The sequence below is a fragment of the Pedobacter sp. Bi126 genome (assembly GCF_918698245.1).
Taxonomy (GTDB): domain Bacteria; phylum Bacteroidota; class Bacteroidia; order Sphingobacteriales; family Sphingobacteriaceae; genus Pedobacter.
This window is the reverse complement of record NZ_CAKKMS010000007.1, coordinates 235,358-259,782: the sequence shown is the minus strand read 5'-3', so window position 1 is coordinate 259,782 and position 24,425 is coordinate 235,358. Positions and strand designations below refer to the sequence as shown.

25 protein-coding genes are annotated in these 24,425 nt (G+C 39.4%); 10 read left to right on the top strand and 15 right to left on the bottom strand.

The genetic code is table 11. The annotated features are described in order from the left end of the window. Positions 1–603 precede the first annotated feature (603 nt). The gene (locus tag LQ201_RS22765) at positions 604–1,560 is read left to right on the top strand and encodes a lipid A deacylase LpxR family protein (protein WP_230145986.1); all 957 of its coding nucleotides are present in this window, start codon (positions 604–606) and stop codon (positions 1,558–1,560) included. Next, on the top strand, positions 1,560–2,669 hold the full coding sequence (locus tag LQ201_RS22760) for an acyloxyacyl hydrolase (RefSeq protein WP_230145985.1): 1,110 nt from the start codon (positions 1,560–1,562) through the stop codon (positions 2,667–2,669). The genes LQ201_RS22765 and LQ201_RS22760 overlap by 1 nt, the downstream gene beginning before the upstream one ends. Here LQ201_RS22760 and LQ201_RS22755 read toward each other — a convergent pair. From LQ201_RS22755 to LQ201_RS22745, 3 genes are read right to left on the bottom strand one after another with little or no spacing between them, the layout of a single operon-like run. Beyond that, on the bottom strand, positions 2,666–3,025 hold the full coding sequence (locus LQ201_RS22755) for a CoA-binding protein (RefSeq protein WP_057931102.1): 360 nt from the start codon (positions 3,023–3,025) through the stop codon (positions 2,666–2,668). The two genes, LQ201_RS22760 and LQ201_RS22755, sit on opposite strands and share 4 nt — an antisense overlap. 38 nt (positions 3,026–3,063) lie before the next feature. Beyond that, on the bottom strand, positions 3,064–3,531 hold the full coding sequence (locus tag LQ201_RS22750) for a DinB family protein (RefSeq protein ID WP_230145984.1): 468 nt from the start codon (positions 3,529–3,531) through the stop codon (positions 3,064–3,066). A gap of 33 nt (positions 3,532–3,564) precedes the next feature. Beyond that, positions 3,565–5,106, bottom strand: a complete 1,542-nt coding sequence (locus LQ201_RS22745) for an NAD(P)/FAD-dependent oxidoreductase (RefSeq protein WP_230145983.1) — start codon at positions 5,104–5,106, stop codon at positions 3,565–3,567. A gap of 488 nt (positions 5,107–5,594) precedes the next feature. Between LQ201_RS22745 and LQ201_RS22740 the strand changes: the two genes are divergently transcribed. The 5 genes from LQ201_RS22740 (at position 5,595) to LQ201_RS22720 (ending at position 8,568) form a co-directional block, all read left to right on the top strand. Next, on the top strand, positions 5,595–6,176 hold the full coding sequence (locus tag LQ201_RS22740; protein ID WP_039480897.1) for a LemA family protein: 582 nt from the start codon (positions 5,595–5,597) through the stop codon (positions 6,174–6,176). An 83-nt stretch (positions 6,177–6,259) separates the two neighbouring features. After that, entirely contained in the window at positions 6,260–6,703 is a 444-nt protein-coding gene (locus LQ201_RS22735) for a TPM domain-containing protein (protein WP_029275650.1), read from the top strand. 3 nt (positions 6,704–6,706) lie between these two features. Next, positions 6,707–7,486, top strand: a complete 780-nt coding sequence (locus LQ201_RS22730) for a YgcG family protein (protein WP_230145982.1) — start codon at positions 6,707–6,709, stop codon at positions 7,484–7,486. Between the two features lie 104 nt (positions 7,487–7,590). Beyond that, positions 7,591–7,980 carry a hypothetical protein gene (locus LQ201_RS22725; protein WP_230145981.1) on the top strand — a complete coding sequence of 130 codons (390 nt, stop codon included), beginning with the start codon at positions 7,591–7,593 and terminating at the stop codon, positions 7,978–7,980. Positions 7,981–8,019: 39 nt separating this feature from the next. Next, on the top strand, positions 8,020–8,568 hold the full coding sequence (locus tag LQ201_RS22720; RefSeq protein ID WP_230145980.1) for an NUDIX hydrolase: 549 nt from the start codon (positions 8,020–8,022) through the stop codon (positions 8,566–8,568). 132 nt (positions 8,569–8,700) lie between these two features. On the opposite strand, the gene dnaA is transcribed toward LQ201_RS22720, so the two are convergent. The 3 genes from dnaA to LQ201_RS22705 form a co-directional block, all read right to left on the bottom strand. Continuing rightward, entirely contained in the window at positions 8,701–10,131 is a 1,431-nt protein-coding gene (gene dnaA, locus LQ201_RS22715) for a chromosomal replication initiator protein DnaA (protein WP_029275646.1), read from the bottom strand. Between the two features lie 552 nt (positions 10,132–10,683). Further along, entirely contained in the window at positions 10,684–12,231 is a 1,548-nt protein-coding gene (locus LQ201_RS22710) for a methylmalonyl-CoA mutase (protein ID WP_230145979.1), read from the bottom strand. 131 nt (positions 12,232–12,362) lie between these two features. Beyond that, the gene (locus LQ201_RS22705; RefSeq protein ID WP_230145978.1) at positions 12,363–12,893 is read right to left on the bottom strand and encodes a hypothetical protein; all 531 of its coding nucleotides are present in this window, start codon (positions 12,891–12,893) and stop codon (positions 12,363–12,365) included. A gap of 92 nt (positions 12,894–12,985) precedes the next feature. Here LQ201_RS22705 and LQ201_RS22700 point away from each other — a divergent pair, with 92 nt between their 5' ends. Both LQ201_RS22700 and LQ201_RS22695 read left to right on the top strand, forming a co-directional pair. Continuing rightward, on the top strand, positions 12,986–13,339 hold the full coding sequence (locus tag LQ201_RS22700) for an iron-sulfur cluster assembly accessory protein (RefSeq protein WP_116252749.1): 354 nt from the start codon (positions 12,986–12,988) through the stop codon (positions 13,337–13,339). 102 nt (positions 13,340–13,441) lie between these two features. Continuing rightward, positions 13,442–14,671: an ABC transporter permease gene (locus tag LQ201_RS22695; RefSeq protein WP_230145977.1), complete on the top strand. Its 1,230-nt coding sequence runs from the start codon at positions 13,442–13,444 to the stop codon at positions 14,669–14,671. A gap of 238 nt (positions 14,672–14,909) precedes the next feature. Here the strand turns inward: LQ201_RS22695 and LQ201_RS22690 are convergent, their stop codons facing one another. Genes LQ201_RS22690 through LQ201_RS22670 form a run of 5 tightly spaced genes read right to left on the bottom strand, consistent with a single transcriptional unit; the run spans position 14,910 to position 19,548 of the window. After that, positions 14,910–15,647, bottom strand: a complete 738-nt coding sequence (locus tag LQ201_RS22690) for a tyrosine-protein phosphatase (protein WP_230145976.1) — start codon at positions 15,645–15,647, stop codon at positions 14,910–14,912. Between the two features lie 17 nt (positions 15,648–15,664). After that, positions 15,665–16,222 carry a hypothetical protein gene (locus tag LQ201_RS22685; protein WP_029275640.1) on the bottom strand — a complete coding sequence of 186 codons (558 nt, stop codon included), beginning with the start codon at positions 16,220–16,222 and terminating at the stop codon, positions 15,665–15,667. Further along, positions 16,223–17,245: a UDP-glucose 4-epimerase GalE gene (gene galE / locus LQ201_RS22680; protein WP_230145975.1), complete on the bottom strand. Its 1,023-nt coding sequence runs from the start codon at positions 17,243–17,245 to the stop codon at positions 16,223–16,225. Between the two features lies 1 nt (position 17,246). Then, complete coding sequence (locus tag LQ201_RS22675; protein ID WP_230145974.1) at positions 17,247–18,236, bottom strand: UDP-glucuronic acid decarboxylase family protein; 990 nt, start codon at positions 18,234–18,236, stop codon at positions 17,247–17,249. Between the two features lies 1 nt (position 18,237). Next, positions 18,238–19,548, bottom strand: coding sequence for a UDP-glucose/GDP-mannose dehydrogenase family protein (locus tag LQ201_RS22670; RefSeq protein ID WP_230145973.1), 1,311 nt, complete (start codon positions 19,546–19,548; stop codon positions 18,238–18,240). A 180-nt stretch (positions 19,549–19,728) separates the two neighbouring features. Between LQ201_RS22670 and LQ201_RS22665 the strand changes: the two genes are divergently transcribed. Further along, complete coding sequence (locus LQ201_RS22665; RefSeq protein ID WP_371823065.1) at positions 19,729–20,988, top strand: 3-deoxy-D-manno-octulosonic acid transferase; 1,260 nt, start codon at positions 19,729–19,731, stop codon at positions 20,986–20,988. On the opposite strand, the gene LQ201_RS22660 is transcribed toward LQ201_RS22665, so the two are convergent. The 4 genes from LQ201_RS22660 to LQ201_RS22645 all read right to left on the bottom strand — a co-directional run bounded on the left by LQ201_RS22660 (position 20,966) and on the right by LQ201_RS22645 (position 24,417). Further along, positions 20,966–21,472 (bottom strand): gluconokinase, encoded by a 507-nt coding sequence (locus tag LQ201_RS22660; protein ID WP_230145971.1) that lies wholly within the window; start codon positions 21,470–21,472, stop codon positions 20,966–20,968. The genes LQ201_RS22665 and LQ201_RS22660 overlap by 23 nt on opposite strands. A 7-nt stretch (positions 21,473–21,479) precedes the next feature. Further along, on the bottom strand, positions 21,480–22,490 hold the full coding sequence (gene hemH / locus LQ201_RS22655) for a ferrochelatase (RefSeq protein ID WP_230145970.1): 1,011 nt from the start codon (positions 22,488–22,490) through the stop codon (positions 21,480–21,482). 244 nt (positions 22,491–22,734) lie between these two features. Next, a complete protein-coding gene (locus LQ201_RS22650) occupies positions 22,735–23,409 on the bottom strand; it encodes a fatty acid desaturase (protein WP_230145969.1) in 675 nt (224 codons plus the stop codon). 159 nt (positions 23,410–23,568) lie between these two features. After that, on the bottom strand, positions 23,569–24,417 hold the full coding sequence (locus LQ201_RS22645) for a 4-hydroxy-3-methylbut-2-enyl diphosphate reductase (RefSeq protein ID WP_230145968.1): 849 nt from the start codon (positions 24,415–24,417) through the stop codon (positions 23,569–23,571). Positions 24,418–24,425: the final 8 nt, after the last annotated feature.

Genomic DNA, 24,425 nt, shown 5'->3' with positions numbered 1-24,425 from the left:
AAAGGTAGCAATCTTTTCCGCTCCCGCAATATTTATTTTAAAATAAACATGCCCTCCATCTCGCTCTGCCATCTTTTCAATCAAACCCTTCCTCCGAAGCGGGATGCAAAAGTAAGGATTTTTAATGCATATCCAAAGGTTTTCTGCCGATAACTGCAGGACTTGAGATAACAACATGGTTTTCAGACAGAAAAAGTTTGACAGACAGCAAAACTTTTTGAAGGAACAGCTGTTTGTAGCTGTCTAGTCTCTTCAGGCTTACCGGGTTTTCCCTGCGCCCGGCCGTTTAAAACTTAGGAAACCCCTGCCAGCTAAACCCGACAGCAGCGGCAGCTCCCGATTCTTCATCGGGACTATAGCGTATGGCGGGAACATACCTGTATAGTAGCACAGAACCTGCTTTGCTAAAAAAACAAAGGCACTCTTAATATATAGTGTAGCATTAAACCCAGCGTGGCCTGAAGAGACTTCCGAAGTTTTCCAACACCTATGCCTATTGAAACTTCGGAAGACTCGTGCGCAATTGGCAAGCATCGTATCGAATTTTTAAACAATAATTAATACTTTTATGGCTTTATTAAACCATCCATATAAATGAAGTTGATGCTCAAACTATACTTTTCTCTGCTATTTATCGGCATAGCTGAAATCGGTTATGCGCAAAATTATAAAAATGAGCTTGTTATTATCTCTGAGAACGATGCTTACATTGACATTACCAGCGACCGTTATTATACAAATGGTGCTTTTATTAAATACAGGCATGCCCTGAATGGGAAGAACCTAAAGGCAGGGAGAAGTAAAGAAATTATTGGGTTTGAGCTTGGCCAAAAAATATACAACCCTTATTACAGCTTTGTACCAAACCCCGCCCAACACGACCGCCCTTTTTCCGCATACCTGTATGGCGAGGCAAATTATAGTCGGTTTTACGCAAATAAACAGATGCTTAAGGTTTCTGCGCAGATTGGACTTACTGGAAACGATGCTTTGGGTGAAGAGTTTCAAAAAGCATTTCATAAACTGGTTGGTCAAAATCAGATTGAAGGATGGGAATACGGTTTAAACAGCGAACCAACATTAAACTTAGGTGTAGAATACAACAAGCTTTTAATGAGCACAGACAATAAAATATTCGATATTACGGGAACAACTTCAGCAGCAGTTGGTAATGTGATTACAAAAGCAAATCTCGGCGCAATGTTACGCTTGGGCAGATTTAACGATATGGATGCTTCATCGGCTTTTAATAGCTTGGTGAGCAATAACCATCCGAACAAAGCGCAGCGCAAATACGAACTTTTCCTTTCTGTTAGTCCGCAGTTACATGCTATTGCTTTCGATTCGAGTTTGCAGGGAGGCTTATTTTTGAATGATAAAGGGCCGATCACTTTTAAGCCTAAGCCAATTGTTTTTACCACACAGGTAGGTTTAACCTTCGCCATTGCACGCTGGACAGCCAATTATACCGCTACTTTTACTTCCAACGAAGTTAAAAACAGTGCCACTGGCTACCGTTATGCCTTTTATAGTCTTGCTTACCGTTTTAGTAAAAGCTAATGAAAAAACAACTACTCTCTTTTATTTGCGTTATTACGGGCTGCGCATTTGCTAAGGCTCAAATTGCTCCCGAAAATCATTCGATTATTATCAAGCCCATATTTGGCACACATATAAATAACGATCAGGGGCATCTGTTTCAGGACCAGATTGCGGGATTTGATGCAGCATATTTTAAAGACATCAGCCAGAACAGCGATAAATGGATTGGATTTGGTGGTGCCAAATCTTACGGGATCGGATTTGTTTTTAGAGACATAAGCAAGCTGAAAGGTACAAAGGATACTTCGGCCAATGCTTTTGGCCAGATATATGGCTTAGTGGCACAAATGGATTTTCAGCTATTCAAAATCGGAAAAGCTAAATTTAATTTTACACCAGGCGTTGGCTTGGGCTACACGAACAAGTATTACTTTAATAATACCAAAAACCGATTTTTGGGAAGTCCGATTAATGAAACCATTAAAGCAGATTTAGGAATGGAACTGCCAATGAGTAAATATGCGGATCTATTGGTAGGTTTCGGTTTTCTACATGTATCAAATGGTGGAGCTACTGTACCCAATGGCGGTTTGAACACCGGGAATGTTTACATCGGACTTAAACTAAACAACCCGAAAACATTAACTACTGAGCGGAAAAGCACCTACACCACTTTACAGCGCAATTCAATTGAGCTCAGTGCGGGTTTAGGCGCAAGGGGGGTATTTGGCGATAGAACAAAAAGTTTATACAAAAGCGGGTTATATGCGGGTTACAATTTTTACCTAAATGATGTAATGTCGCTTAAAGCGGGTGCGGATGCCGTTTATTATTTTACCGTATTTGACCCGGATAATTATGGAGCAACCTTTCAGAACTATGGCACTTCGTATGATAAATGGCGTACCGGGATCAGTATTGGTGCTGATATCAACTTGTGGCGAGTAACTGTCGCGGCACAGATTGGGAAATACATCCACTACAATAGGTTGATGGATAAAGCAACCTGGTATTGGACATTTGGACCAACTTTTAATATTACGCCGCACATTGGATTACAGGCCAAAACCTATATGCACTTTGCGCAGGCAGATTATGTAAACTGGGGCGTGGTATATAGATTTTAATACTGCCCTGTGCTTAACAATACCAAAGTACAGGCTTCAACTGGTTCGATATTGTGTTGATCCAATAATTTTTCCAGCTCATAATTTTCAGTTCCTGGATTGAAAATTACCCGCTTAGGTTTTGTTGCCAGGATGTAATCGTGATATTGCGCCTGTAGAGGTGGGCCAATATATAAAGTTATGGTGTCTATATCGGTGTGGATCTGATCTGGTTTTTCAATTTCTACGCCTGCAACCTCTCCTTTCTTTATGCCCACGTTAACAATTTCATGATTGAAGCGCTTGAGCATATTGGCTGCTTTATAGGCATATCTGGATGGGTTTGGCGACGCGCCGATAATAAGTGTCTTCTTCATAAGGTGATTCCAAAGATTTATTGATTATAGATTAATTACTAAAACTTAGAAAGCAAAGCAATTTGACCAGAATGGTAGGCATGGTGTTGTGCCAAACCACTTACAAGCTCTGCATTGGTTACGCCTGTTCCCAGCGCCGGGTTCCGCTCACTCTTTACTTCATCATTCCATTGGTTATTTTTCATGCTTTCGCACAAGCGGATGAGTTCTTCATTAGCAATTTTAAAATTAAAGATAATGCGCTCCCAGGCTTTAGGCGTTCTACTTTCGGGCACTGGCCAATCGCCCATTGCGGGTTCTGCAGCAGGTTTCCCACTCAATCTTGAGGTAACTTCTTCTGTCCATGCAGTTAAATGCAGGGCGATTTCGGCAATAGAATGCACCCCCGGCACAAAATGGCTAAACGCACTTTCAGGATTAACATTATTTAAGGTTTGCATTACATGGTTACCATGCCAGGCATCGCCATTAAATGCCTTTTTAATTTCGTTCGTAATATTAAACATACCCAAACAACAATTGGGGCAATATAAAGTTTGTTAAGATGCGTTTAATATTGCATTTGCACAGTTAATACCATCTATTGCCGCAGATACAATTCCACCGGCATAACCTGCGCCTTCTGCGCAAGGATATAAACCTTTTACCTGAGGGTGCTGATAGGTCTCTTTATCTCTCGGAATTCTAACCGGTGATGATGTTCTACTCTCTACCCCTACCAAAATGGCTTCATTTGTATAATAACCCTTAATCTTTTTCCCAAACAAGGGTAATGCTGCGCGCAAGCTATCTGATACGAAATCGGGTAAAATATTGTCGAGCATAGAACTTTTGGTACCGGGAAGATAGGAGTTCTTTGGTAGATCAATCGATAATTTATTGTTCACAAAATCAACCATGCGCTGGGCCGGAGCAACCAGGTTTCCACCACCGGCCTCAAAAGCCATTTTCTCAATCCCCGATTGGAAATGCAACATTCTAAGCGGATCGTAACCCTGAACATCGTTTAAGGTAACCTGTACCACCGTTCCAGAATTGGCATAAGGATTATTCCGTTTAGACGGCGACCAGCCATTTACCACGATTTCATTTTCGCCTGTAGAACAAGGTGCAATAATGCCTCCAGGGCACATGCAAAAAGAAAACACCCCACGGGCACCAACCTGCTCCACCAAACTGTAGTACGCGGGAGGTAAAAACTCCGATCTAATATCGCAATGATACTGGGCTGAATCGATAATTTCCTGAGGATGCTCAATCCGTACGCCTAAAGCAAAGGGTTTAGCCTCAATCAGAATATTTTTACTGTTTAACAATTCGTACACGTCTCTTGCAGAATGACCAGTTGCCAAGATAATATCATCAGCGAACAACTTTTCTTCAAAATTTATCTCAATTCCTTTTACTTTTCCGAATTCGATCAAAATATCAGTCATACGACTATCGAACATCACCTCGCCCCCAGCATTCAGGATCGTATCTTTTATGGAAGTAATAATATGCGGAAGTTTGTTGGTACCTATATGTGGACGGGCATCGATAGCAATATCAGCTTCTGCCCCATGGTTTACAAAAACCTGGAGCACTTTATTAATATCGCCCCGTTTATTGGAACGGGTATACAGTTTACCATCCGAATAAGTTCCTGCCCCACCTTCACCATAACAATAATTAGATTCTGTATTCACCAAACCCTGCTTGTTTATGGCAGCTAAATCTCTCCGGCGCTGTTTTACATCCTTACCACGTTCGATAATAATGGGTTTTAATCCATTCTCAATACACTGCAAAGCTGCAAACAAGCCAGCCGGGCCAGCCCCGATAATAATCACAGGCTTCGCGTGGCTTACGTTTTTATAATTAATGGTGTATACTTCGGGAGTGGCTTCCTCATCTACAAAAACCTTTACCTGAAGTCTGAATATCACTTTTCGCGAGCGGGCATCTATCGATCTTTTCAGGATTTCATAGCCTTTAATTCTTGATCCAGGTAATTTTAGCGCTTCAGCCAGTTTCTGGTTAATCACCTCTGTTTGCTCTACCTCGTGCGGGAGCAGCGTAATTTCGATGTCTTTTTGCATATCATGTCAGGTTTTTATCCCGAACGCTACAAAGATAGGCAACTGATCGCATATTTGATGATTTCAGAATATGACTAAAAATTATCCGCAGACTAAAGTAATGCTTTTATGTTTTTTTTGGAAAGCCACCGCAGTATTCCATAGGCCACTTTCTTCCCGCTCTACCTCTTGCCCCGATGAAAAATCGGGGGCATCCGTTCGATCGGGTTTAGATGGCGGCTTTGTTGCGACTATGTAGGTTTTCCGTGCCACAACCCAAAGTTTTTAGCCCCGATCGGAGCGGACACGAAGTAGAGCGAAGAGCGGGAGCAAACATTAAAAAAAGCGAATGACCTTGCGCTTCAAAACAAAAACATCATTTTAAACATTACCCTAAGCTTGCCAACCTGGCAGATAATTATTGAAAGTGTAACAAAGGCATGCAATTTGATATCTAATTCGTAAATTGACCATAAATCAATTCTATTAAAAAGACAAAAACCATAAAAATGAAAAGATTAATATTTGGAATTTTAGCTGCAGTTATTGCAGTGAGCACTTTAAGTTCATGCGGATATAACAGCATGGTTAAACTTGATGAGAACGTTAAATCGAAATGGGGAACGGTGCAAACCCAATATCAAAGAAGAGCAGATTTAATTCCGAACCTGGTAGCTACTGTAAAGGGAGCGGCTAAATTTGAACAGGGTACTTTAACTGCCGTAACAGAAGCGCGTGCAAAAGCAACACAGATGACAGTTAAGGCTGATGAATTGACACCAGAAAACATCCAGAAATACCAGGCTGCTCAGGGGCAATTGAGCCAGGCTTTGGGTAAATTATTATCGATTACCGAAAATTACCCTGAACTAAGGGCTACACAGCAATTCAGTGATTTATCGGCGCAGTTAGAAAGCACCGAAAATAGGATTACCGTTGCCCGTAAAGATTTTAACGATGCTGTGCAAGAGTATAATGGCAAAATCAGATCGTTCCCAACCAATTTAACAGCTGGCATGTTCGGCTTTAAACCTAAAGGGTATTTCGAGGCCGATGCTACTGCAAAAGATGCACCTAAAGTAGAATTTTAATATTCCCAACACAATATATAAGGGTAGTGAATGTTTATTAACTAAACATTTATTACCCTTTTTACTTCATACAAAATAAGCACATGTCGTTATTTTCAGATATTGAACAAGAAAAAATAGCAAACGCGATCTCCGATGCAGAAAGAGCAACATCTGGAGAAATTAGGATTGCTATTGACAAACACTGCGCAGGTGATCCATACGAAAAAGCTATCGAGTATTTTACCAAGCTGGATATGGACAAAACAGCCAAAAGAAATGGTGTACTGATTTACCTGGCGCATGCCGATCATAAATTTGCCATTATTGGCGATGTAGGTATTAACCAGGTAGTGCCAGAAAATTTTTGGGAAACAGCCAAAATAGCGATGACTGCACACTTTGCAAAAGGCAATTTAGCTGATGGTATTATTGCGGGAGTAGCATTGGCCGGAGAAAAACTAGCCTTGTTCTTTCCGCCTCAAAAAGGCGACATTAATGAATTGCCGAATGATATCGTTTTTATGGACAATCTAGAGCAGAAATAAGCGATGAAGAAAATATTCCTTTTCTCGTTACTGAGTTTATTATTCACTTTCGGCTTTGCACAGGATTTTCCAGAGAAACCCAATACTTTGGTTAATGATTACGCTAATGTGTTATCAGCCGATCAAAAGCAGCAACTTGAAACTAAATTAGTGGCTTTTAATGATTCGTCATCAACACAGATTGCCATAGCGATATTAAAATCGGTAGGCGATTATGATATTAACGAATACGCCGTTGAGCTGGGCCGGAAATGGGGAGTTGGCCAAAGTGGCAAAAACAACGGTATTATGATCGTTGTGGCTGTTGGCGATCGAAAAATTTCTATCCAAACAGGTTATGGCCTGGAAGGCGCATTGCCCGATATTTATGCCAAGCGTATTATTGATAATGACATTAAACCCAATTTTAGAGCCGGAAATTATTACGCCGGCTTAGATGAAGGTACGACTTCGATTATAAAATATACCAAAGGCGAATATAAAAATGATAGTCCTAAAACTTCTTCAAAGAAAGGTGGCGGAGGTGGCAGTATTGTGATTATTATCATTATTGTAATCGTCATCATCATCATCATGAGAAAAGGTGGCGGGGGCGGTAGCGAAGTAATTGGCGGTCGGGGTGCATCTAACGCTTTGTTCTGGGCAATGCTTTTTGGAAGCGGTGGCGGTGGCGGCCGAAGCAGCGGTGGCTGGGGAGGCGGTTCTTCTGGTGGAGGCGGCGGTGGATTCGGTGGTTTTGGCGGAGGAAGCTTTGGCGGTGGTGGAAGCAGCGGAAGCTGGTAGTCCATAGTCCATAGTCCATAGTCCATAGTCCATAGTCCATAAGTGAGAATCTGTTCCTTTTTGAACGTTACAACTTTCCAACAGATTAAAACATTACAATAATAATGTACAGAAGAGATTTAATCACTGCAGAAATACAGAAACTTGCACAGGTTTTGGCCCGTATTATGGGCTTAAAGTTAGAAGGCAAGTTGGCCGAGGCCAATCAGCTTTTTGACGAAACCATAGAAGGCGGCTTTCAATTGCCAAAAGAAATTCTTGAAAATGAAGATCTTTCGGTTTTTGAAAATTGGTTAGCGGAGGGCAACCACCCGCCTGAAAAACTCGACTCCCTGAGCGAATTCTTATATTACGAATTAGGTACAAGTTCTGATAGAAACCAAATGATTGCGCCAAAGCTGAATTTAGTCTATCAATACCTGTCAGATCGGCACAAGATCGTACATTTGGTAAACTTGCACCGTCAAAAAACGATACAACAGTATTTGCGCTAAACGCCACGCGCATGGCACTAAACAAAACAATGTAAATAGATGATTATAGAAAAGTGGCAGAAAATTGCCTCTAGATATTTAGTAAGAGAAAAGTGGGCTACCTTAAGGGTAGACGAGGTTAAACTTCCTGATGGTATTATAAAAGACGACTACTATGTTTTAGAGTATCCAAACTGGGCAAATGCAATTGCATTAACAGAAGCAGGAAAAATAATCATGGTGCGCCAGTACCGCCATGCAGCCGATATTGTTTCACTCGAGGTTCCAGGTGGTGTAATTGATGGCGATGAAGCACCTGAGTTTGCAGTTAAACGTGAACTTTTAGAAGAAACAGGTTACAGTTTTAAAACCTGCAAACTTATCGCCGAGCTTTATCCTAATCCGGCAACATCAAACAACAGAACCTTCACCTACTTCTTAACAGGCGGTATTAAAACGCATGAACAGCATTTAGATGAACATGAAATATTAAATGTTGAAGAATATACTGTTGAGGAAGTAAAACAACTGATAAAAGACAATAAAATAGCCCAGGCATTGCATGTTGCGGCCTTATTATATGGCTTAGCTGAAGTGGAAAAACTTTAATTTTTTTCTTAAAAAACACATCAAAACAAAGGCCCGATAAAATATCGGGCCTTTGTTTTTTTTGCATAAACTTTTGAACATGAACGAAAGATTTTATTTAAACCCTTCTACCTTTCAGTTCCTGAACTTAGTTTAGCTCATTTTTAATTTCTTTTGGATATCGTGTACGTAAGCTTTAAACTTTTTATCGGTATCGATTAAATCTTCTACCGTTTGGCAAGCATAAATTACGGTACTGTGATCGCGGCCACCGAAGAAAGCACCAATCGTTTTTAACGATGATTTAGTATGGCTTTTAGAAAGGTACATCGAAATCTGACGTGCCTGAACAATTTCGCGTTTACGTGTTTGCGATTTAACCATATCAACCGGAACCTCGAAATACTCGCAAACCAATTTCTGGATGTATTCCATTGAAATTTCTTTAGAAGTATTTTTAATGAAGTTCTTCAGCATTTGCTTAGCAAGCGCTAAATCGATTTCTTTTTTATTCAATGTAGCCTGTGCCAAAAGAGATACCATAGCGCCCTCTAACTCACGCACATTGTTATCAATGTTGTGTGCCACATATTCTACCACCTCGCCTGGTAATTCAATACCATCAGCATACATTTTCTTTCTTAAAATGGCAATACGTGTTTCCAGATCAGGAATCTGTAGATCTGCAGATAAACCCCATTTAAAACGGCTTAACAAACGCTCTTCCAAACCAGCTAAATCTTTCGGTGCTTTATCAGATGTTAAGATTACCTGTTTGCCCGATTGGTGTAGGTGATTGAAAATATGGAAGAAGATATCCTGGGTTTTTTCTTTACCTGCAAAGTTGTGTACATCATCCATAATGATCACATCCATTGCCTGATAAAAGTTAACGAAATCGTTAATGGTGTTGTTTTTTAATGAATCTACAAACTGCTGGCAGAATTTCTCACAGCTTACATAGATCACCAACTTATCTGGCATGCTGCGCTTAATCTCGTTACCGATCGCTTGTGCCAGGTGTGTTTTACCCAAACCTACTCCTCCGTAAATCATTAGCGGGTTAAAAGATGTACCTCCTGGTTTAGCAGCTACAGCGTAACCTGCAGAACGCGCCAAGCGGTTGCAATCTCCCTCAATATAATTTTCGAAAGTATAGTTAGAGTTTAATTGTGGATCAACATTTAATTTTTTTAATCCAGGGATAATAAATGGGTTTTTAATATCCTTATTAATGGAAACCGGAATCGGCATCGATTGTACCTTTGCCTCCGCTCCATTTCCATTTGAGGGCATATTGGTAGTATAAGGATTACCGCTGTTTGATGATTTATCTACAACGATGTTATATTCCAACCTGCCATCCTCTCCAAGTTGTTTTTTTACAGTCTTGCGCAGCAAGCCTACATAATGTTCTTCAAGCCATTCGTAAAAGAACAAACTTGGCACCTGTATAGTTAAAACCTTACCTTCCAATTTAAGGGCTGTTATTGGCTCGAACCAAGTTTTGAAACTTTGGCTCGGAATGTTATCCTTAATAATTTGAAGACAGTTCTTCCATACTTCTGTACAAGTTTTTTCCATTGCGATTTCTATAATTTATTGGTTTACAGTGCCTATTCGAATTAAAGGGATGGTCCGTTTAGGGACTACGAATATTGAGAAAATTATCAACATTTTAAACAAAAATTTCAAATAAATCGTAACGTACTGATAAGGAATATAGTAGCCCGCTTAACCTCAATTTTTTATGTTGATAACTATTTATTAACACTGGTTATTCACATTAACCATAATTTAACATCAATACATCCCCATCACTTCGAATAGCTGTTGAAAAAGCAAAATCTAAGCCATTTTAGGCACTAGTTAAGCGTTTTAGCCTTTTTTAATCCCGAATAAACTGAGAATCAAAGCCATAAGATAAATAAATTAATATTAATTTAAGCAGATCGTTTAAATTAATATTAATTTATTTCATTTCGCCTCATTGTTGTATGAATTTTACGACAGCTTAACTCAATATTTTAGGATCAATGAACAAAATATTCGTTCATTTTATCAAGGTTTATTAAAAGCAAAGTCCCTTTAATTTTATCCTGAAATAAAGCGCAAAAACTACGAACGTTAAGTTAATTAATAAACGCCAAAAGTCCGTCTAAACACATCTGCAATTTCGCCGAGTGTAGCATATTTTTCAACGGCATCTATAATCAACGGCATCAAATTTTTCTCGCCTTTAGCAGCTTCATCCAACTCTTGCAATGCTTTTTCTACAGCATCTCCATCGCGGGTTGCTTTTAAATATGCTAATTTTTCAGATTGCAGTTTGCGGATTGAATCATCAATATTAAAAACCTCTGTCAGGCCTTCTTCTTCTTGGGTAAATTTATTTACACCTACAGAGATCCTTTCGCCATTTTCGATTTCTTTTTGATACTGGTAAGATGCGTCAGCAATCTCATTTTGCATATAGTTGCTTTCAATGGCATTAACCGAGCCGCCCATTGCATCTATCCGATCGATATAAGCCCAGGCCGCAGCCTCAACTTCATCAGTTAAGCTCTCCACAAAGAACGATCCAGCCAGTGGATCTACGGTATCGGTAACGCCGCTCTCGAAGGCAATGATCTGTTGGGTACGTAAAGCAATTTTTGCAGCCGATTCGGTCGGAAGTGAAAGTGCTTCATCATAACCATTGGTATGTAAGGATTGGGTTCCGCCAAGAACTGCAGCCATAGCCTGATTGCTTACCCTGATTACATTATTTAATGGTTGCTGCGCCGTTAAGGTTGAGCCCCCGGTTTGGGTATGAAATCTTAACATCTGCGCTTTTTCATCTGTGGCACTCAAATCTTTGGTAATTTTCGCCCACATCCGCCTTGCGGCCCTAAATTTCGCTATTTCTTCAAAGAAATTATTGTGGCAATTGAAAAAGAACGATAACCGTTTCGCAAATACATTAATATCTAAACCTTTATCTAAAGCGGCTTTTAGATAGGTTTTGCCATTAGCCAGTGTAAAAGCAAGTTCTTGTACAGCGGTTGATCCAGCTTCACGAATGTGGTAGCCAGATATAGAAATGGTATTCCACTTTGGCACTTCTTTGCTACAGAACTCAAAAATATCGGTAATTAAACGCATCGATTGCTTTGGCGGATAGATATATGTGCCTCTTGCAGCATATTCTTTTAAGATGTCGTTCTGTATCGTCCCTGAAATCTGTTTTAAATCTGCACCTTGTTTTTTAGCCAGCGCAATATACATGGCCAATAAAATTGAAGCAGTAGCATTGATCGTCATCGAAGTTGTGATGTTTTTCAGCTCGATACCATCAAATAAAATTTCAATATCCTTTAACGAATCGATAGCCACCCCCACCTTGCCAACCTCTCCATCGGCCATTTCATGATCAGAGTCGTAACCGATTTGTGTTGGAAGATCAAAAGCAACAGATAAGCCCGTTGTTCCCTGAGCCAATAAATAATGATAACGTTTGTTTGATTCTTCAGCAGTTGAAAAACCAGCATACTGCCTCATCGTCCACAAGCGGCCGCGGTACATATCCTTCTGGATTCCCCTGGTAAAAGGAAATTCTCCAGGCAGCTCTTCCATTGGCTTCGCTTCGGTATACAGCGCTTTTATTTCAATACCTGAAGTGGTGGTGTACTTTTTTTCGCTCATAATTGGTTAGTTCATTAGTTCAATGGTCATTGATTTTAGTCCAGCAAAGCTGCATAACTGCTGAAACTGGTTAATTGGTTAACCCTGCGTATTTCGGTTAACTAATTTAAACGATTAACCAATTAACCTCATCAAAAAAGTTGGTGAATATCCTTTTTGATCAGTTCGATGGTTAAATCGTAAGGATTTTCATCAATACTGGCCATGTGCTGCAAAATTGCTTTACTCAACTCAATTCCATTTGCGTCAGCAGGCAAGCCTTGTACTGCATTGTTAATCATGGCAATGGTATCGTCTTTTAATTTACGAACGACACGCCAAGTTACACTATCTACATACAACTGCTGGGTAATATTATGTTGGTACTCCGAACGGATTTCATTTAAAATGCCAGCTTGTAAAGTTGCAATGGCAATTCCTTGCTGATGCAGGCGAACAAGTAAATTTGCAGGGTTAATACGATCGATAAATAGGATTAAACGCTCGTGAGCCTGTAAGCGCAAAGGCAAAATATGCGCCCGGCTTTCTTTGTTCAGCTCGATGGTTTTTAAGTTAAAGAAACGCTGGATATCGTTCTTTAAAATATAATAAACAGCCATTAATGCAATGAAAATGCCTGCAAATAAGATCACTATGTCAACTAAAATTTGTTGGGTATTCATAAGTATTGTTTAATTACGGTAATATTAACGGACCGTTAAAAGCAAAAATGTGCATTATTATTTATATTTGTAACAGATAAAATTTAAATAACATGAGCACAACAGTTGATACAGCATTTGCACCAGTTACTTTTTCTGAAGGAGCAGCTAAAGAGTTATATAAATTAAAGGATCAGCAGGAGATCAGTGAAGATTATGGTTTACGTGTTGGCGTAGAAGGTGGCGGCTGTGCTGGCATGAATTACATTTTAGGTTTCGATCAGAGAAAAGAAGGCGATCAAGAGTATTTTATTGATGGTATTAAGGTTTTTATGAACAAAGCACATCAGATGTACTTAATGGGCATGATGATCGATTGGCAGGATGGATTAAATTCGCGTGGTTTCACCTTCGTTAATCCTAACGCAACCAGCACCTGCGGTTGTGGTACGAGTTTCTCGGCATAAATAAAATATTATTGTAACATATAGTACGGTCCCCTTGTCTAAACATCGGGACTTTTTTTATTTTTACAAGCTTTGCCCGCCAAACGCTTATCGCAATACTAAATGAATTACAGAGAAAACATCAGACTGGCATTAGAATCCATTAAAGCGAACCGCTTGCGTACTATGCTTACCGCCTTAATAATTGCCATTGGTTTAATGGCTTTGGTTGGGATTTTAACCACTCTTGATGCTGTAAAGAAAAGTATGACCGATGCTTTTAGTAGCATGGGGGCCAACTCTTTTACCATCAGAAACCGCGGTACCGGAATTAGAATTGGCAATGGCAAACGCCCAAAACCTTTTAAAGCCATCCGCTATGAAGATGCCGTTAAATTTAAAGATAGCCTGAATACCCCTGCAACTGTTGCCGTAAGTGTTTTTGCCAGCGGTGGTTCTACCGTAAAATACGGGAGTTTAAAAACCAATCCCAACATCAATGTTCAGGGTATAGATGAAAATGGCTTAGCCTCTCAGGGATTAAATTTATCACAGGGAAGAAATTTTAGTGTTTCCGAAATACAGCTCGGAAGCAACGTTTGCATTGTTGGTGGCGAAGTGGTTGAAAAATTATTTAAAGACTCCGATCCGTTAGATAAACTGATCAATGTAGGTAATAACCGTTTTAAAATTGTAGGTATATTGGAGAAAAAAGGATCGAGTATGGGCTTTAGCGGCGATAGGGCTGTCTATGTGCCTTTGCTAAAAGCCAAACAGATTAACGCCAATGCCAATCCATCTTACACCATAACGGTAATGGTACCCAGTAATGAGATGCAGGAAAACATTATTGGTGAATCTACTGCGCTATTCAGAAATATCCGCAAGGTAAAGGTGAATGAAACCAATAATTTCGAGATTACCAAAAGTGATGCTATTGCTCAAACTTTATTCGAAAATCTGGCTTTTGTGGCTATTGGTGGTGTTGCCATTGGAGTTATTACCCTAATTGGAGCCTCAATCGGCTTAATGAATATCATGCTCGTTTCGGTTACTGAACGTACACGCGAAATTGGTATCCGTAAAGCCATCGGCGCAAACCCGAAGGTAATTCGCCGCCAGTTCCTGATCGAGGCCGTAGTAATCTGTTTAATGGGTGGTGCTTTAGGTATTTTTCTGGGAATAGTTTTAGGGAACCTGATCTCACTGGCCATGGGTGGCGCATTCTTAATCCCCTGGCTGTTTATTATTGGCGGTTTTGTATTATGTGTACTTGTAGGAATTCTATCTGGATATTATCCTGCTAAAAAGGCATCAAAACTAGATCCTGTAGAAGCCTTGAGGTACGAATAGAGTTGGTTCATTGGGCATTGGTTCATTAGTCAATGGTCAATGGTTCATTAGTACATAATTAATCGCTTGCTGGTTAATACATCTAATTGGTGATTTTTTAAATCGGTTAACTAGAAAGTTTAGCGGTTAGTCTATCTGGATTTACTCCGCTGTAGAACCTAAACAAGTTCAGGATGACGAGACTTACAATTGGCTGCTTGCAAAACCAATGAACGAATGACAAATGAGCTAATGAACCTTAAAGCAATGCGTTATTCAATTGAGACTGGGTAAGCAGTTGTTGCATTAAGGGCGTACCAAGACTATCTTCGAGCGCCGCAGCATGTTTTAAATGGTGCATATCGCTGCCTACAAAATCGACCATGTGGTTTTCGACCATTTCTCCTGCTACTTTTTTTGCACCAGCGCCATAATAACCCGCTAAAGCAATACCGTTTACCTGCAACAGGCAGCCGGTTTCTCTGATCTGATGATAGCTTTCGAAAGAATTGTAGTAGTAAGGATAACGCTCAGGATGCGCCAGCACAGGTTTGTATCCGGCATCCTGCATCATTTTTATAAAATCGATCAGGTTTTGAGGGGCGTTTATATATGATAATTCAAACAAAAGATAATTATTACCAAAAGTTAAAACCTCTTTCTGTCTGATTTTTTTCTCTAAGGTTTCATCCAGATAATATTCGGCAGCGGCATCAACCTCCAGATCGAGTTCGATTTCCTGTAAACCTTTTCTTAACGTGTCCAATCCATGGTTAATGGTATCGGGCGTATTCCGAAAATAATCGGCCATGATGTGCGGAGTGGCGATTAGCTTCTTATAACCCAAATCTTTAAATTTTTTAGCCAAAAGAAGAGAATCTTTTAACGTTTGTGCGCCATCATCAATCCCTGGAATAATGTGCGAGTGCATATCTGTGCCGATACCAGAGAAATTAAATTCGGGTGCTATTTTTTTCTTTTTAAATAATCCGAACATACTGATAGATCATAGCTTTAACTTATCTCCTTTGGCAAATTACTTGCCTCTGCTGCACCAGCTAATTTAGAGGAATAGATTTTATCGAGCAAATTATTTAAGTCTTCACTTAAATCAAACTGCAAGTCTTCGTGCAGTTTTTTGAATTTGTTTATGGTTACCGCGACAGTTTTTAAGTAAAATATACTGAAAAGCATCATAAAATCGCGATAACCAAAAATTGATTTCTTATAATCAAAAGGGATGGCATTGAGGATAAATAGTTTCAATTCTACCTCCCCAACAGGATCTTTTGTCACTTTATAAAAATGATTAACCGAGGTGATCATCTTCCGAACCTTTACCAATGCCTCTTTGGCATTTAGTTTTTTCAGTTCCAGAACCTGTTCTTCTACATCGGCTTTAATCCTCTCCTTCCGATCTTCCAAATCGGTTTCATCTTCTAATAATTTATAATGAAGATGCTCTGTAAGCACTTTATCTTTGGCCACCAAACGCAGCAATAGCTTGTCTTTTTCTTTGACAGGCAATTCTGTTATAGCAGTTTTTAGATCTTTGTGCTCCGATAACTTCATTTAAAAAGGGTTAGCCTTGATATATTTTTCCCACTCCCATGCAGAGCGCATCATCTCATTGATATCAAGATTGGCTTTCCAGCCCAGTTCTTTATTCGATTTTTGAACGTCGCCATAAATCTGAACAATATCACCTGCCCTTCTTGGACCGATTTTATACTCAAGTTTCTCTCCGTTCACTTTTTCGAAAGCTGCAATAATTTCTAAAACTGAAGAGCCTTTACCGGTACCGATATTGAAAACATCGTAATTACCGTTAGGATTTCCTTCTTCCAGTTTCTTAATCGCTGCAACGTGTGCCTTTGCCAGATCAACCACATGAATATAATCGCGGATGGCAGAACCATCAGGCGTATTGTAATCGTCGCCATAAACAGTAATCGGACCACGTTTGCCAATAGCCGATTGCGTAATGAAAGGGACAAGATTGGCAGGAACACCATTTGGTAGTTCACCGATCAAAGCAGTTTCGTGTGCACCAACCGGGTTAAAATAACGTAAAGCAATTACATTTAAATCAGGTGTTACTGCAGCTGTTTCTGCTAATATTTCCTCGGCAATCTGCTTGGTATTTCCGTAAGGAGATTCAGCTTTCTGTACTGGTGCAGCCTCAGTTACGGGTAAAGTTTCTGGCTGACCATAAACGGTACAAGATGAAGAAAACACAAAATTAATCTTCCTGTTAAACGAAGTTAACAGGTTAATTAAACCGTAAAAATTGTTTTTATAATACTTTAAGGGTTGTTCTACCGATTCGCCAACAGCTTTTGATGCTGCAAAATGGATAATTCCATCAATATCGGTATGGTTTTCTGCAAATTCCTGAACTGCTCTATCATCCTGTAGATCGATTTCATGAAAATCGAACCATTTGCCAGTGATGGCATGAAGCTGGGTTAAAATTTTAATGTTCGAATTAGAAAGGTTATCTACAATTACGACTTCGTATCCTGCGTTGTGTAACTCTACTGCTGTGTGCGAACCTATGTATCCTGTTCCACCAGTAACTAGTATTTTTGCCATTTTAACGGTTAAATGTGGTAAAATCTTTATGATCTATCTTCTCCAAAGCCTCTGCAGGCAATGATTTAAAATATTCGTATGTAATCTTCAATCCTTCAGCACGGCCTACTTTTGGCTCCCATCCCAATATATCTCTCGCTTTGGTAATATCGGGTCTGCGCTGTTTAGGATCATCCTGCGGAAGTTCTTTATAAACAATTTTCTGCGTGGTGCCGGTAAGTTTGATAATTTCCTCACAGAACTGCTTGATGGTGATTTCATCCGGATTACCAATGTTTACCGGCTGCGCATAATCACTCATCAATAAACGATAAATTCCTTCAATCAGGTCATCAACATAACAGAAAGAACGTGTCTGACTTCCGTCGCCAAAGATAGTTAAATCTTCGCCTCTTAAAGCTTGCCCGATAAAAGCAGGTAAAACACGGCCATCATTCAGGCGCATTCTGGGCCCATAAGTGTTAAAGATCCTTACAATTCTGGTTTCTACACCATGAAAAGTATGGTAGGCCATGGTTATGGCTTCCTGAAAACGTTTGGCTTCATCGTAAACGCCACGTGGACCAACCGGATTTACGTTACCCCAATATTCCTCTGGCTGAGGATTCACATTTGGATCGCCATATACTTCTGAAGTTGATGCAATCAGCATCCTTGCATTTTTATTTCTGGCAAGACCTAAAAGATTATGGGTACCCAAAGAACCTACTTTAAGTGTCTGGATCGGGATTTTAAGATAATCGATCGGACTTGCAGGTGAAGCAAAGTGTAAAATGTAGTGAAGTTTACCTGGAATATGTACAAATTTGGAAACATCGTGGTTATAAAATTCGAAATTCTCCAGCTTGAACAGATGTTCGATATTTGCCATATCGCCTGTAATCAGGTTATCCATTCCGATAACGTGATAACCCTCTTTCACAAAACGATCACAAAGATGCGAACCTAAAAATCCGGCTGCACCTGTAATCAATATTCTCTTCTGACCCATTTTAATCTATTAGTTTTCTACCTATGCTGTTATAATAATAGCCAAGATCGATCATTTTTTGCAAATCGTACAAATTCCTGCCATCGAAAACCACTTTATTTTTTAAGATATTATCAATTTTTTCAAAATCAGGGTTACGGAAAACCGACCATTCTGTTGCAATCAACAGTGCGTCAGCACCTTCTAAAGCTTCGTATTGGTTTTTAGCATAGTTTACCTGATCGCCAATAATGTTTTTAACATTTGTCATTGCCTCTGGATCGAACACGGTAACGGTTGCGCCGTTCTTAACCAGCGCATCAATAATATATAAGGCCGGTGCCTCGCGGATATCGTCGGTTTCTGGTTTAAAAGCAAGGCCCCAAAGTGCAAAATGTTTGCCCTTTATGTCACCTTTATAATATTTAATCACTTTGTCAACCAGGATTGTTTTTTGTCTTTCATTAACCTCCATTACCGATTTCAGGATCTGAAAATCGTAGGCATAATCATCAGATGATTTTACCAGTGCCTGAACATCTTTAGGGAAACATGAACCGCCGTAACCTACTCCTGGAAAAAGGAAACGTTTACCGATACGGTCATCAGAACCTATGCCCCTTCTTACCGAATCAACATCAGCACCTACAAGTTCGCAAAGGTTGGCGACCTCGTTCATGAAGGTAATTTTGGTGGCAAGGAAAGAGTTTGCCGCATATTTAGTCAATTCAGAAGAACGCTCGTCCATAAAAAGAATTGGATTCCCCTGACGTACATAAGGACCGTATAATTCAGCCATCAGCTTTTTCGCTCTTTCGCTTTTAGTTCCTAAAACCACGCGGTCAGGTTTCATAAAATCATCAACTGCTACACCCTCCCTTAAAAACTCAGGATTGGATACCACATCTACTTCAATCGAAGTATTTTCGGCAAAAACAGCCTTTACCTTATCGGCCGTCCCAACCGGAACCGTTGATTTATTTACGATGACCTTATACTCGGTAATCAGTTTTGAAATATCCTTTGCAGCGCCTAAAATATAAGAAAGATCAGCAGCACCATCTCCACCCGGAGGCGTTGGCAAAGCCATAAAAATAATCTGCGCATCTTTTACAGCATCTGCAAGATTTGTTGTAAAAGTCAACCTTTCCTGTTCTATATTTCTATGGAACAAAAGATCTAAACCAGGCTCGTAAATCGGTACTTCGCCAGCCTGCATCTGCTTTACTTTCGCTTCATTAATGTCAACACATATTACATCATTTCCTGTTTCTGCTAAACAGGTTCCGGTAACTAAACCTACGTATCCGGTACCAATAACGGCTATCTTCATCTGTTATAATTTATTAAACAATATTAAATTGTTTCTTAACGGTTTTAATGAGCTCGTAAGCTCGGTTACTTTTCGCAACTTATGGAGTAATCACGACCTGTCTATTTATAGTATTGAACGATAGGCCAAATTGCGACGACTCCATATATTTTTAAGCTTTTTAAATATATTCGTTTTATCTTGGCACGAAGATATGAAATTACACTAATGCTTTTGCTTTACATAATCGGAATTCGGCTTTACACTTTGCTTATCAGGACATTTTCATTATTCGATCCTAAGGCTAAACTGTTTATAAATGGCCGTAAAAATAGCTATACAAAAATTGCTCAGAAAATTAATCCGAGCGAAAAACACATATGGTTTCATTTTGCTTCTTTAGGAGAATTTGAACAGGGCCGACCGGTTTTAGAAAAACTAAAATCGCTTTATCCAGCTAAAAAAATCGTAGTTACTTTTTTCTCCCCTTCGGGATACGAAATCCGGAAAAATTATGCCCTTGCAGATGTATTTTATCTTCCTATTGATACCGCAGCCAACGCCAAACGTTTTATAGCAAGCATTAATCCCGAAATGGCCATTTTTACCAAATACGAATTTTGGCATTTTTATTTTAAAGAATTAAAAGACCGCGAAATTCCTTTATATGTGATTTCTGGTATTTTTAGAGAAAGCCAGGCATTTTTTAAATGGTATGGTGGCTTTTACCGCAATATTTTAAAATCTGTTACTTACTTTTTTGTGCAAAACGAAGAAAGTAAAAATCTTTTAAAATCGATCGGATTAAATAATGTCACGATAAATGGCGATACCCGTTTCGACCGTGTTTACGAAAATGCGCAATCGCCCAAACAGCTTAGCCAAATCGAAAGTTTTATTGGCAACTCCCCCACATTGATTTGCGGAAGTACCTGGCCTGAAGATGAAAAAATATTATCGGCTTTACCTGAAAAATATCCCAGCTGGAAGTTTATTATCGCGCCACACGAGATCCACGAAAGCCATATTGAAAGTATCGAGAAACAGTTTTCAGTTGGCAGTGTGCGGTTTTCAATTTTCAACTCGTCTAATCAAACGCCAAACGCCGAACACCAAACGCTCATTATAGACAACATCGGCATGCTTTCTTCTCTCTATCAATACGGAAATGTAGCTTATATTGGTGGCGGTTTTGGAACAGGAATACACAACACTTTAGAAGCCGCAGCGTTTGGTTTGCCTGTAATTTTCGGCCCGAAATATGATAAATTTCAGGAAGCCAAAGATCTAATTGCTATAGGTGCAGCCAAAAGCATTTCTACTGTTGAGAAATTAATCGGTGCTTTTGAGGATTTTGCCAAAAATGAAGATGCCGCAGCGCAGGCCAAAAGATATGTTACAGATAAAAAAGGGGCAACCGATCAGATTATTTCGATGATTACGAAATCAGATCAGCCTTAGCAATTTCTTCCACAATCTGGGGAATATCCTGATCAATTGAAACCGTTATCACATCCTGTTCATCAGCCTGAGGCTCTTCCAATGTTTCAAACTGGCTTTTTAATAAACTAGAAGGCATGTACTGATGAGATCGCTTAGCAATCCGATCGTGGATTAAATCGAAATTTCCTTTTAAATAAACAAAGCGGATTGATGTATTATCTGTTCTTAGCAAATCGCGGTAAGATTTTTTCAATGCAGAACAGGCAATAATGCATGTCGATCCATGAGCAACATGTTCGCGACCAACCTTCGCAATCAATTGCAGCCAATCTAAACGATCAGCATCTGTTAACGGAATTCCGGCAGCCATTTTATCTACATTACGTTGCGAATGCAGGTTATCGCCATCTATAAATTCAGCATTTATTCTCGGGGCCAAAGCTTTACCAACTACTGTTTTACCACTTCCCGAAACACCCATTAAAATAATAAAGCTCGCCATATTTAAACTATTTAACCATTCCAGCCAAAGCCTCGATAAACACCGGACTATCGTTTAAACTTTCTACCAATTGAACATGTTCACCACCTAAAGCTTTAAATTCTTCGTGATATTCTACCGTGATTTCGTAAAGCGTTTCTAAACAATCTGCCACAAAAGCAGGGCTAAAAACCAAAAGACGTTTTTTGCCTTCGCCGGCTAATTTCTTCAGCACATCGGTAGTATAGGGTTGTACCCATGGCTCTTTTCCTAAGCGCGATTGGAAACAAACGGTATATTGATCTTTTGACAGATTTAATTCTTTGGCAATTAATCTGGCCGTATCATGTCCTTGTGCAGAATAACAGAATTTATTGGTATCGTTTAATGTCTGGCAGCAATCGGCGCTTTTCAAACAGTAACTTCCAGTATGATCGCATTTTAACAATTGACGTTCAGGTAAGCCATGGAAGCTGAACAATACGTGATCGTAGCTTTCTACATGATGTTTTTTGGCATTTTCTGCAAAAACTTTAATCATCAATTCGTTATCATGGAATGAATTAACAAATGATATTGGTGGAACCGTTGGCCATTTGCTCACCAGCTCCATTACCAGTTGCATTACCGACCCTGTGCTTGCAGAGGCATATTGAGGAAACATCGGAATAACCTGGATGCTCTCTACTAAACCTGCTTTTAAATTGGCTAACGCCGATGCAACAGATGGGCTTTGGTAGCGCATGGCCAGCTCTACATGATAATCGTCTCCCAATCTTTCCTGCAGCATTTCAGCCTGTAACCGGCTGTAATACAATAGCGGTGAACCATTTTCGTTCCAGATTTCTTTATACAATTTTGCTGTTTTAGGACTACGGAAAGGAACAATAATACCTTTTACCAATAATGTCCTGTTTAACTTAGGGATATCGATTACCCGCTCGTCCATTAAAAATTGATCTAAGTACTTTTTAACATCTGCCGTTGCCGGACTATCAGGTGTTCCTAAATTTACCAGTAAAATCCCCTTTTTGCTCATCTATAAAGAATATGTTTCGTGGCGCAAATATCGCCTTTTTATTGTTTTTTCCCTATGCTTAAAATGTGATTGCAAACATTTTTTAGTCAAAAAGTGTTATTTCATACTTCCACAAGCTATCGAGCAATAGCCTGTAAATTCATCAGTATGCTGTTTGATGTTACTATCTGGCAATTCGAACAAGTAAAATATTATTTGGATATTAATTAGTGTCGGATGGTAACATCTGACACCACGACCTCGACTATCGCTTCATTTTATGCAGTTGCCACCAAGGCATGCTTGGTTTTTGGTGATGTTCTAAATGATAGCCAAAAAAGTAACAGGTAATAAAGGCAACAAAATGATTTTTCTGTAAGGTAGAAGAATGATATTCATTATCGTGCTCCCCCTTATGCGGCAAATAGGTTCCGAAATAAAATAACTGAAAAGTGCTTAATAAGGATGGCAGTACCCAAAACAACAGCAGGTTTTTTTCATCAATCCAGATTTTCAACACATTATAAGCTATGGCCATAATTACCAATTGAATTATTGTAACATAATTTAGCATGAAACGGAAATACCATTTCCAAAAGCCATGCGGCGCAAAATCCGGATCGTTTTCGGTATGCACATGACGGTGATGCTGGTGATGTTTCGCATACAAACGGTTATAAAAAAAACCTGCATAGAGAAAAACGGAAAGATAGCCAATAAAATTATTTGCGTTTTTGTTCGGCGATATCGTTCCGTGCATCGCATCGTGGGCGGTAATAAACAGACCCGTGTACAAATGCATTTGAACAACAATCATCAGATAAACTAAGGGATTGCTCCAGGCAAAATCCCATGTAAGCAAGAAATAAAGAGAAACAAACCAACAAACAATTACGGTTAACGCAACCAGAATTCCGATATGTAGGTTTATCTTTTTCAATTTATATTATATTACTAGATATGACCGTCATCTCGAGCGAAGTGCAACGAAGTCGAGAGATCTATCTAAGCAGATCTCTCCATTCCACTGCGTTCCAGTCGAGATGACGATTCTACTATATAAATCCATCATTAATAGCTATTCAGATCTTCTTACAAGCTAATACCGCTCTAACGCAGCCTTTACCTTTTCCATCAACCACATTGGTGTAGACGTAGCACCGCATATGCCAACTTTATCGTTTTCGTTAAACCAGGTTTGATCTAACTCTTCAACATTCGAAATGAAATAAGAATTATCGTTGTATTTTTTACAAACATCGTACAGCACTTTTCCGTTAGAAGATTTCTTGCCCGATACGAAAATGATTTTATCATAATGACTTACAAAATCTTCCAGCTCTTCGTAACGGTTAGATACTTGCCTGCAAATGGTATCGTTAGCCTTAACTTCATAACCACGACTCAATAATTCATCTTTAATGTGATAGAATTTATCGGTGCTTTTAGTGGTTTGACTATATAGGGTAAATTTAGCAGGCAATTCTACATTATCCAGTTCGGCCAGATCCTGAAAAACAATTGCCTTACCATCTGTTTGACCTTGTAATCCGATTACCTCGGCGTGCCCGTGCTTACCAAAAATAAGTACTTGCTCATCGTCATCATGTGAATTTTTAATCCTGTTCTGTAATTTCAGCACAACAGGACATGAAGCATCTATTAAAGTCAGGTTATTTTCTAAAGCCAGCTGATAGGTTGATGGCGCCTCGCCATGAGCCCTGATTAAAACCTTTTCGTCCCTTAAGTTTTTTAATACTTCGTGATCGATGATTTTTAATCCGCGATTGGTTAAACGCTCTACTTCTTCATCATTATGCACAATATCGCCAAGGCAATATAAATAACCTTCATTATCCAGAATATCTTCGGCCATTTCTATGGCATATACTACGCCAAAGCAAAAGCCTGATGATTTATCGATGTTGACCTGTAAGTTGTAACCCATTGCGATAC

Coding starts and splice junctions, on each gene's coding strand:
- LQ201_RS22700 (WP_116252749.1), top strand. CDS start 12,986: ATGAGCACAACAGTTGATACAGCATTTGCACCAGTTACTTTTTCTGAA.
- LQ201_RS22690 (WP_230145976.1), bottom strand. CDS start 15,647: ATGTTCGGATTATTTAAAAAGAAAAAAATAGCACCCGAATTTAATTTC.
- LQ201_RS22725 (WP_230145981.1), top strand. CDS start 7,591: ATGTACAGAAGAGATTTAATCACTGCAGAAATACAGAAACTTGCACAG.
- hemH (WP_230145970.1), bottom strand. CDS start 22,490: ATGAGCAAAAAGGGGATTTTACTGGTAAATTTAGGAACACCTGATAGT.
- LQ201_RS22695 (WP_230145977.1), top strand. CDS start 13,442: ATGAATTACAGAGAAAACATCAGACTGGCATTAGAATCCATTAAAGCG.
- dnaA (WP_029275646.1), bottom strand. CDS start 10,131: ATGGAAAAAACTTGTACAGAAGTATGGAAGAACTGTCTTCAAATTATT.
- LQ201_RS22760 (WP_230145985.1), top strand. CDS start 1,560: ATGAAAAAACAACTACTCTCTTTTATTTGCGTTATTACGGGCTGCGCA.
- LQ201_RS22745 (WP_230145983.1), bottom strand. CDS start 5,106: ATGCAAAAAGACATCGAAATTACGCTGCTCCCGCACGAGGTAGAGCAA.
- LQ201_RS22685 (WP_029275640.1), bottom strand. CDS start 16,222: ATGAAGTTATCGGAGCACAAAGATCTAAAAACTGCTATAACAGAATTG.
- LQ201_RS22750 (WP_230145984.1), bottom strand. CDS start 3,531: ATGTTTAATATTACGAACGAAATTAAAAAGGCATTTAATGGCGATGCC.
- galE (WP_230145975.1), bottom strand. CDS start 17,245: ATGGCAAAAATACTAGTTACTGGTGGAACAGGATACATAGGTTCGCAC.
- LQ201_RS22705 (WP_230145978.1), bottom strand. CDS start 12,893: ATGAATACCCAACAAATTTTAGTTGACATAGTGATCTTATTTGCAGGC.
- LQ201_RS22735 (WP_029275650.1), top strand. CDS start 6,260: ATGTCGTTATTTTCAGATATTGAACAAGAAAAAATAGCAAACGCGATC.
- LQ201_RS22730 (WP_230145982.1), top strand. CDS start 6,707: ATGAAGAAAATATTCCTTTTCTCGTTACTGAGTTTATTATTCACTTTC.
- LQ201_RS22720 (WP_230145980.1), top strand. CDS start 8,020: ATGATTATAGAAAAGTGGCAGAAAATTGCCTCTAGATATTTAGTAAGA.
- LQ201_RS22645 (WP_230145968.1), bottom strand. CDS start 24,417: ATGGGTTACAACTTACAGGTCAACATCGATAAATCATCAGGCTTTTGC.
- LQ201_RS22675 (WP_230145974.1), bottom strand. CDS start 18,236: ATGGGTCAGAAGAGAATATTGATTACAGGTGCAGCCGGATTTTTAGGT.
- LQ201_RS22710 (WP_230145979.1), bottom strand. CDS start 12,231: ATGAGCGAAAAAAAGTACACCACCACTTCAGGTATTGAAATAAAAGCG.
- LQ201_RS22755 (WP_057931102.1), bottom strand. CDS start 3,025: ATGAAGAAGACACTTATTATCGGCGCGTCGCCAAACCCATCCAGATAT.
- LQ201_RS22660 (WP_230145971.1), bottom strand. CDS start 21,472: ATGGCGAGCTTTATTATTTTAATGGGTGTTTCGGGAAGTGGTAAAACA.
- LQ201_RS22765 (WP_230145986.1), top strand. CDS start 604: ATGCTCAAACTATACTTTTCTCTGCTATTTATCGGCATAGCTGAAATC.
- LQ201_RS22670 (WP_230145973.1), bottom strand. CDS start 19,548: ATGAAGATAGCCGTTATTGGTACCGGATACGTAGGTTTAGTTACCGGA.
- LQ201_RS22740 (WP_039480897.1), top strand. CDS start 5,595: ATGAAAAGATTAATATTTGGAATTTTAGCTGCAGTTATTGCAGTGAGC.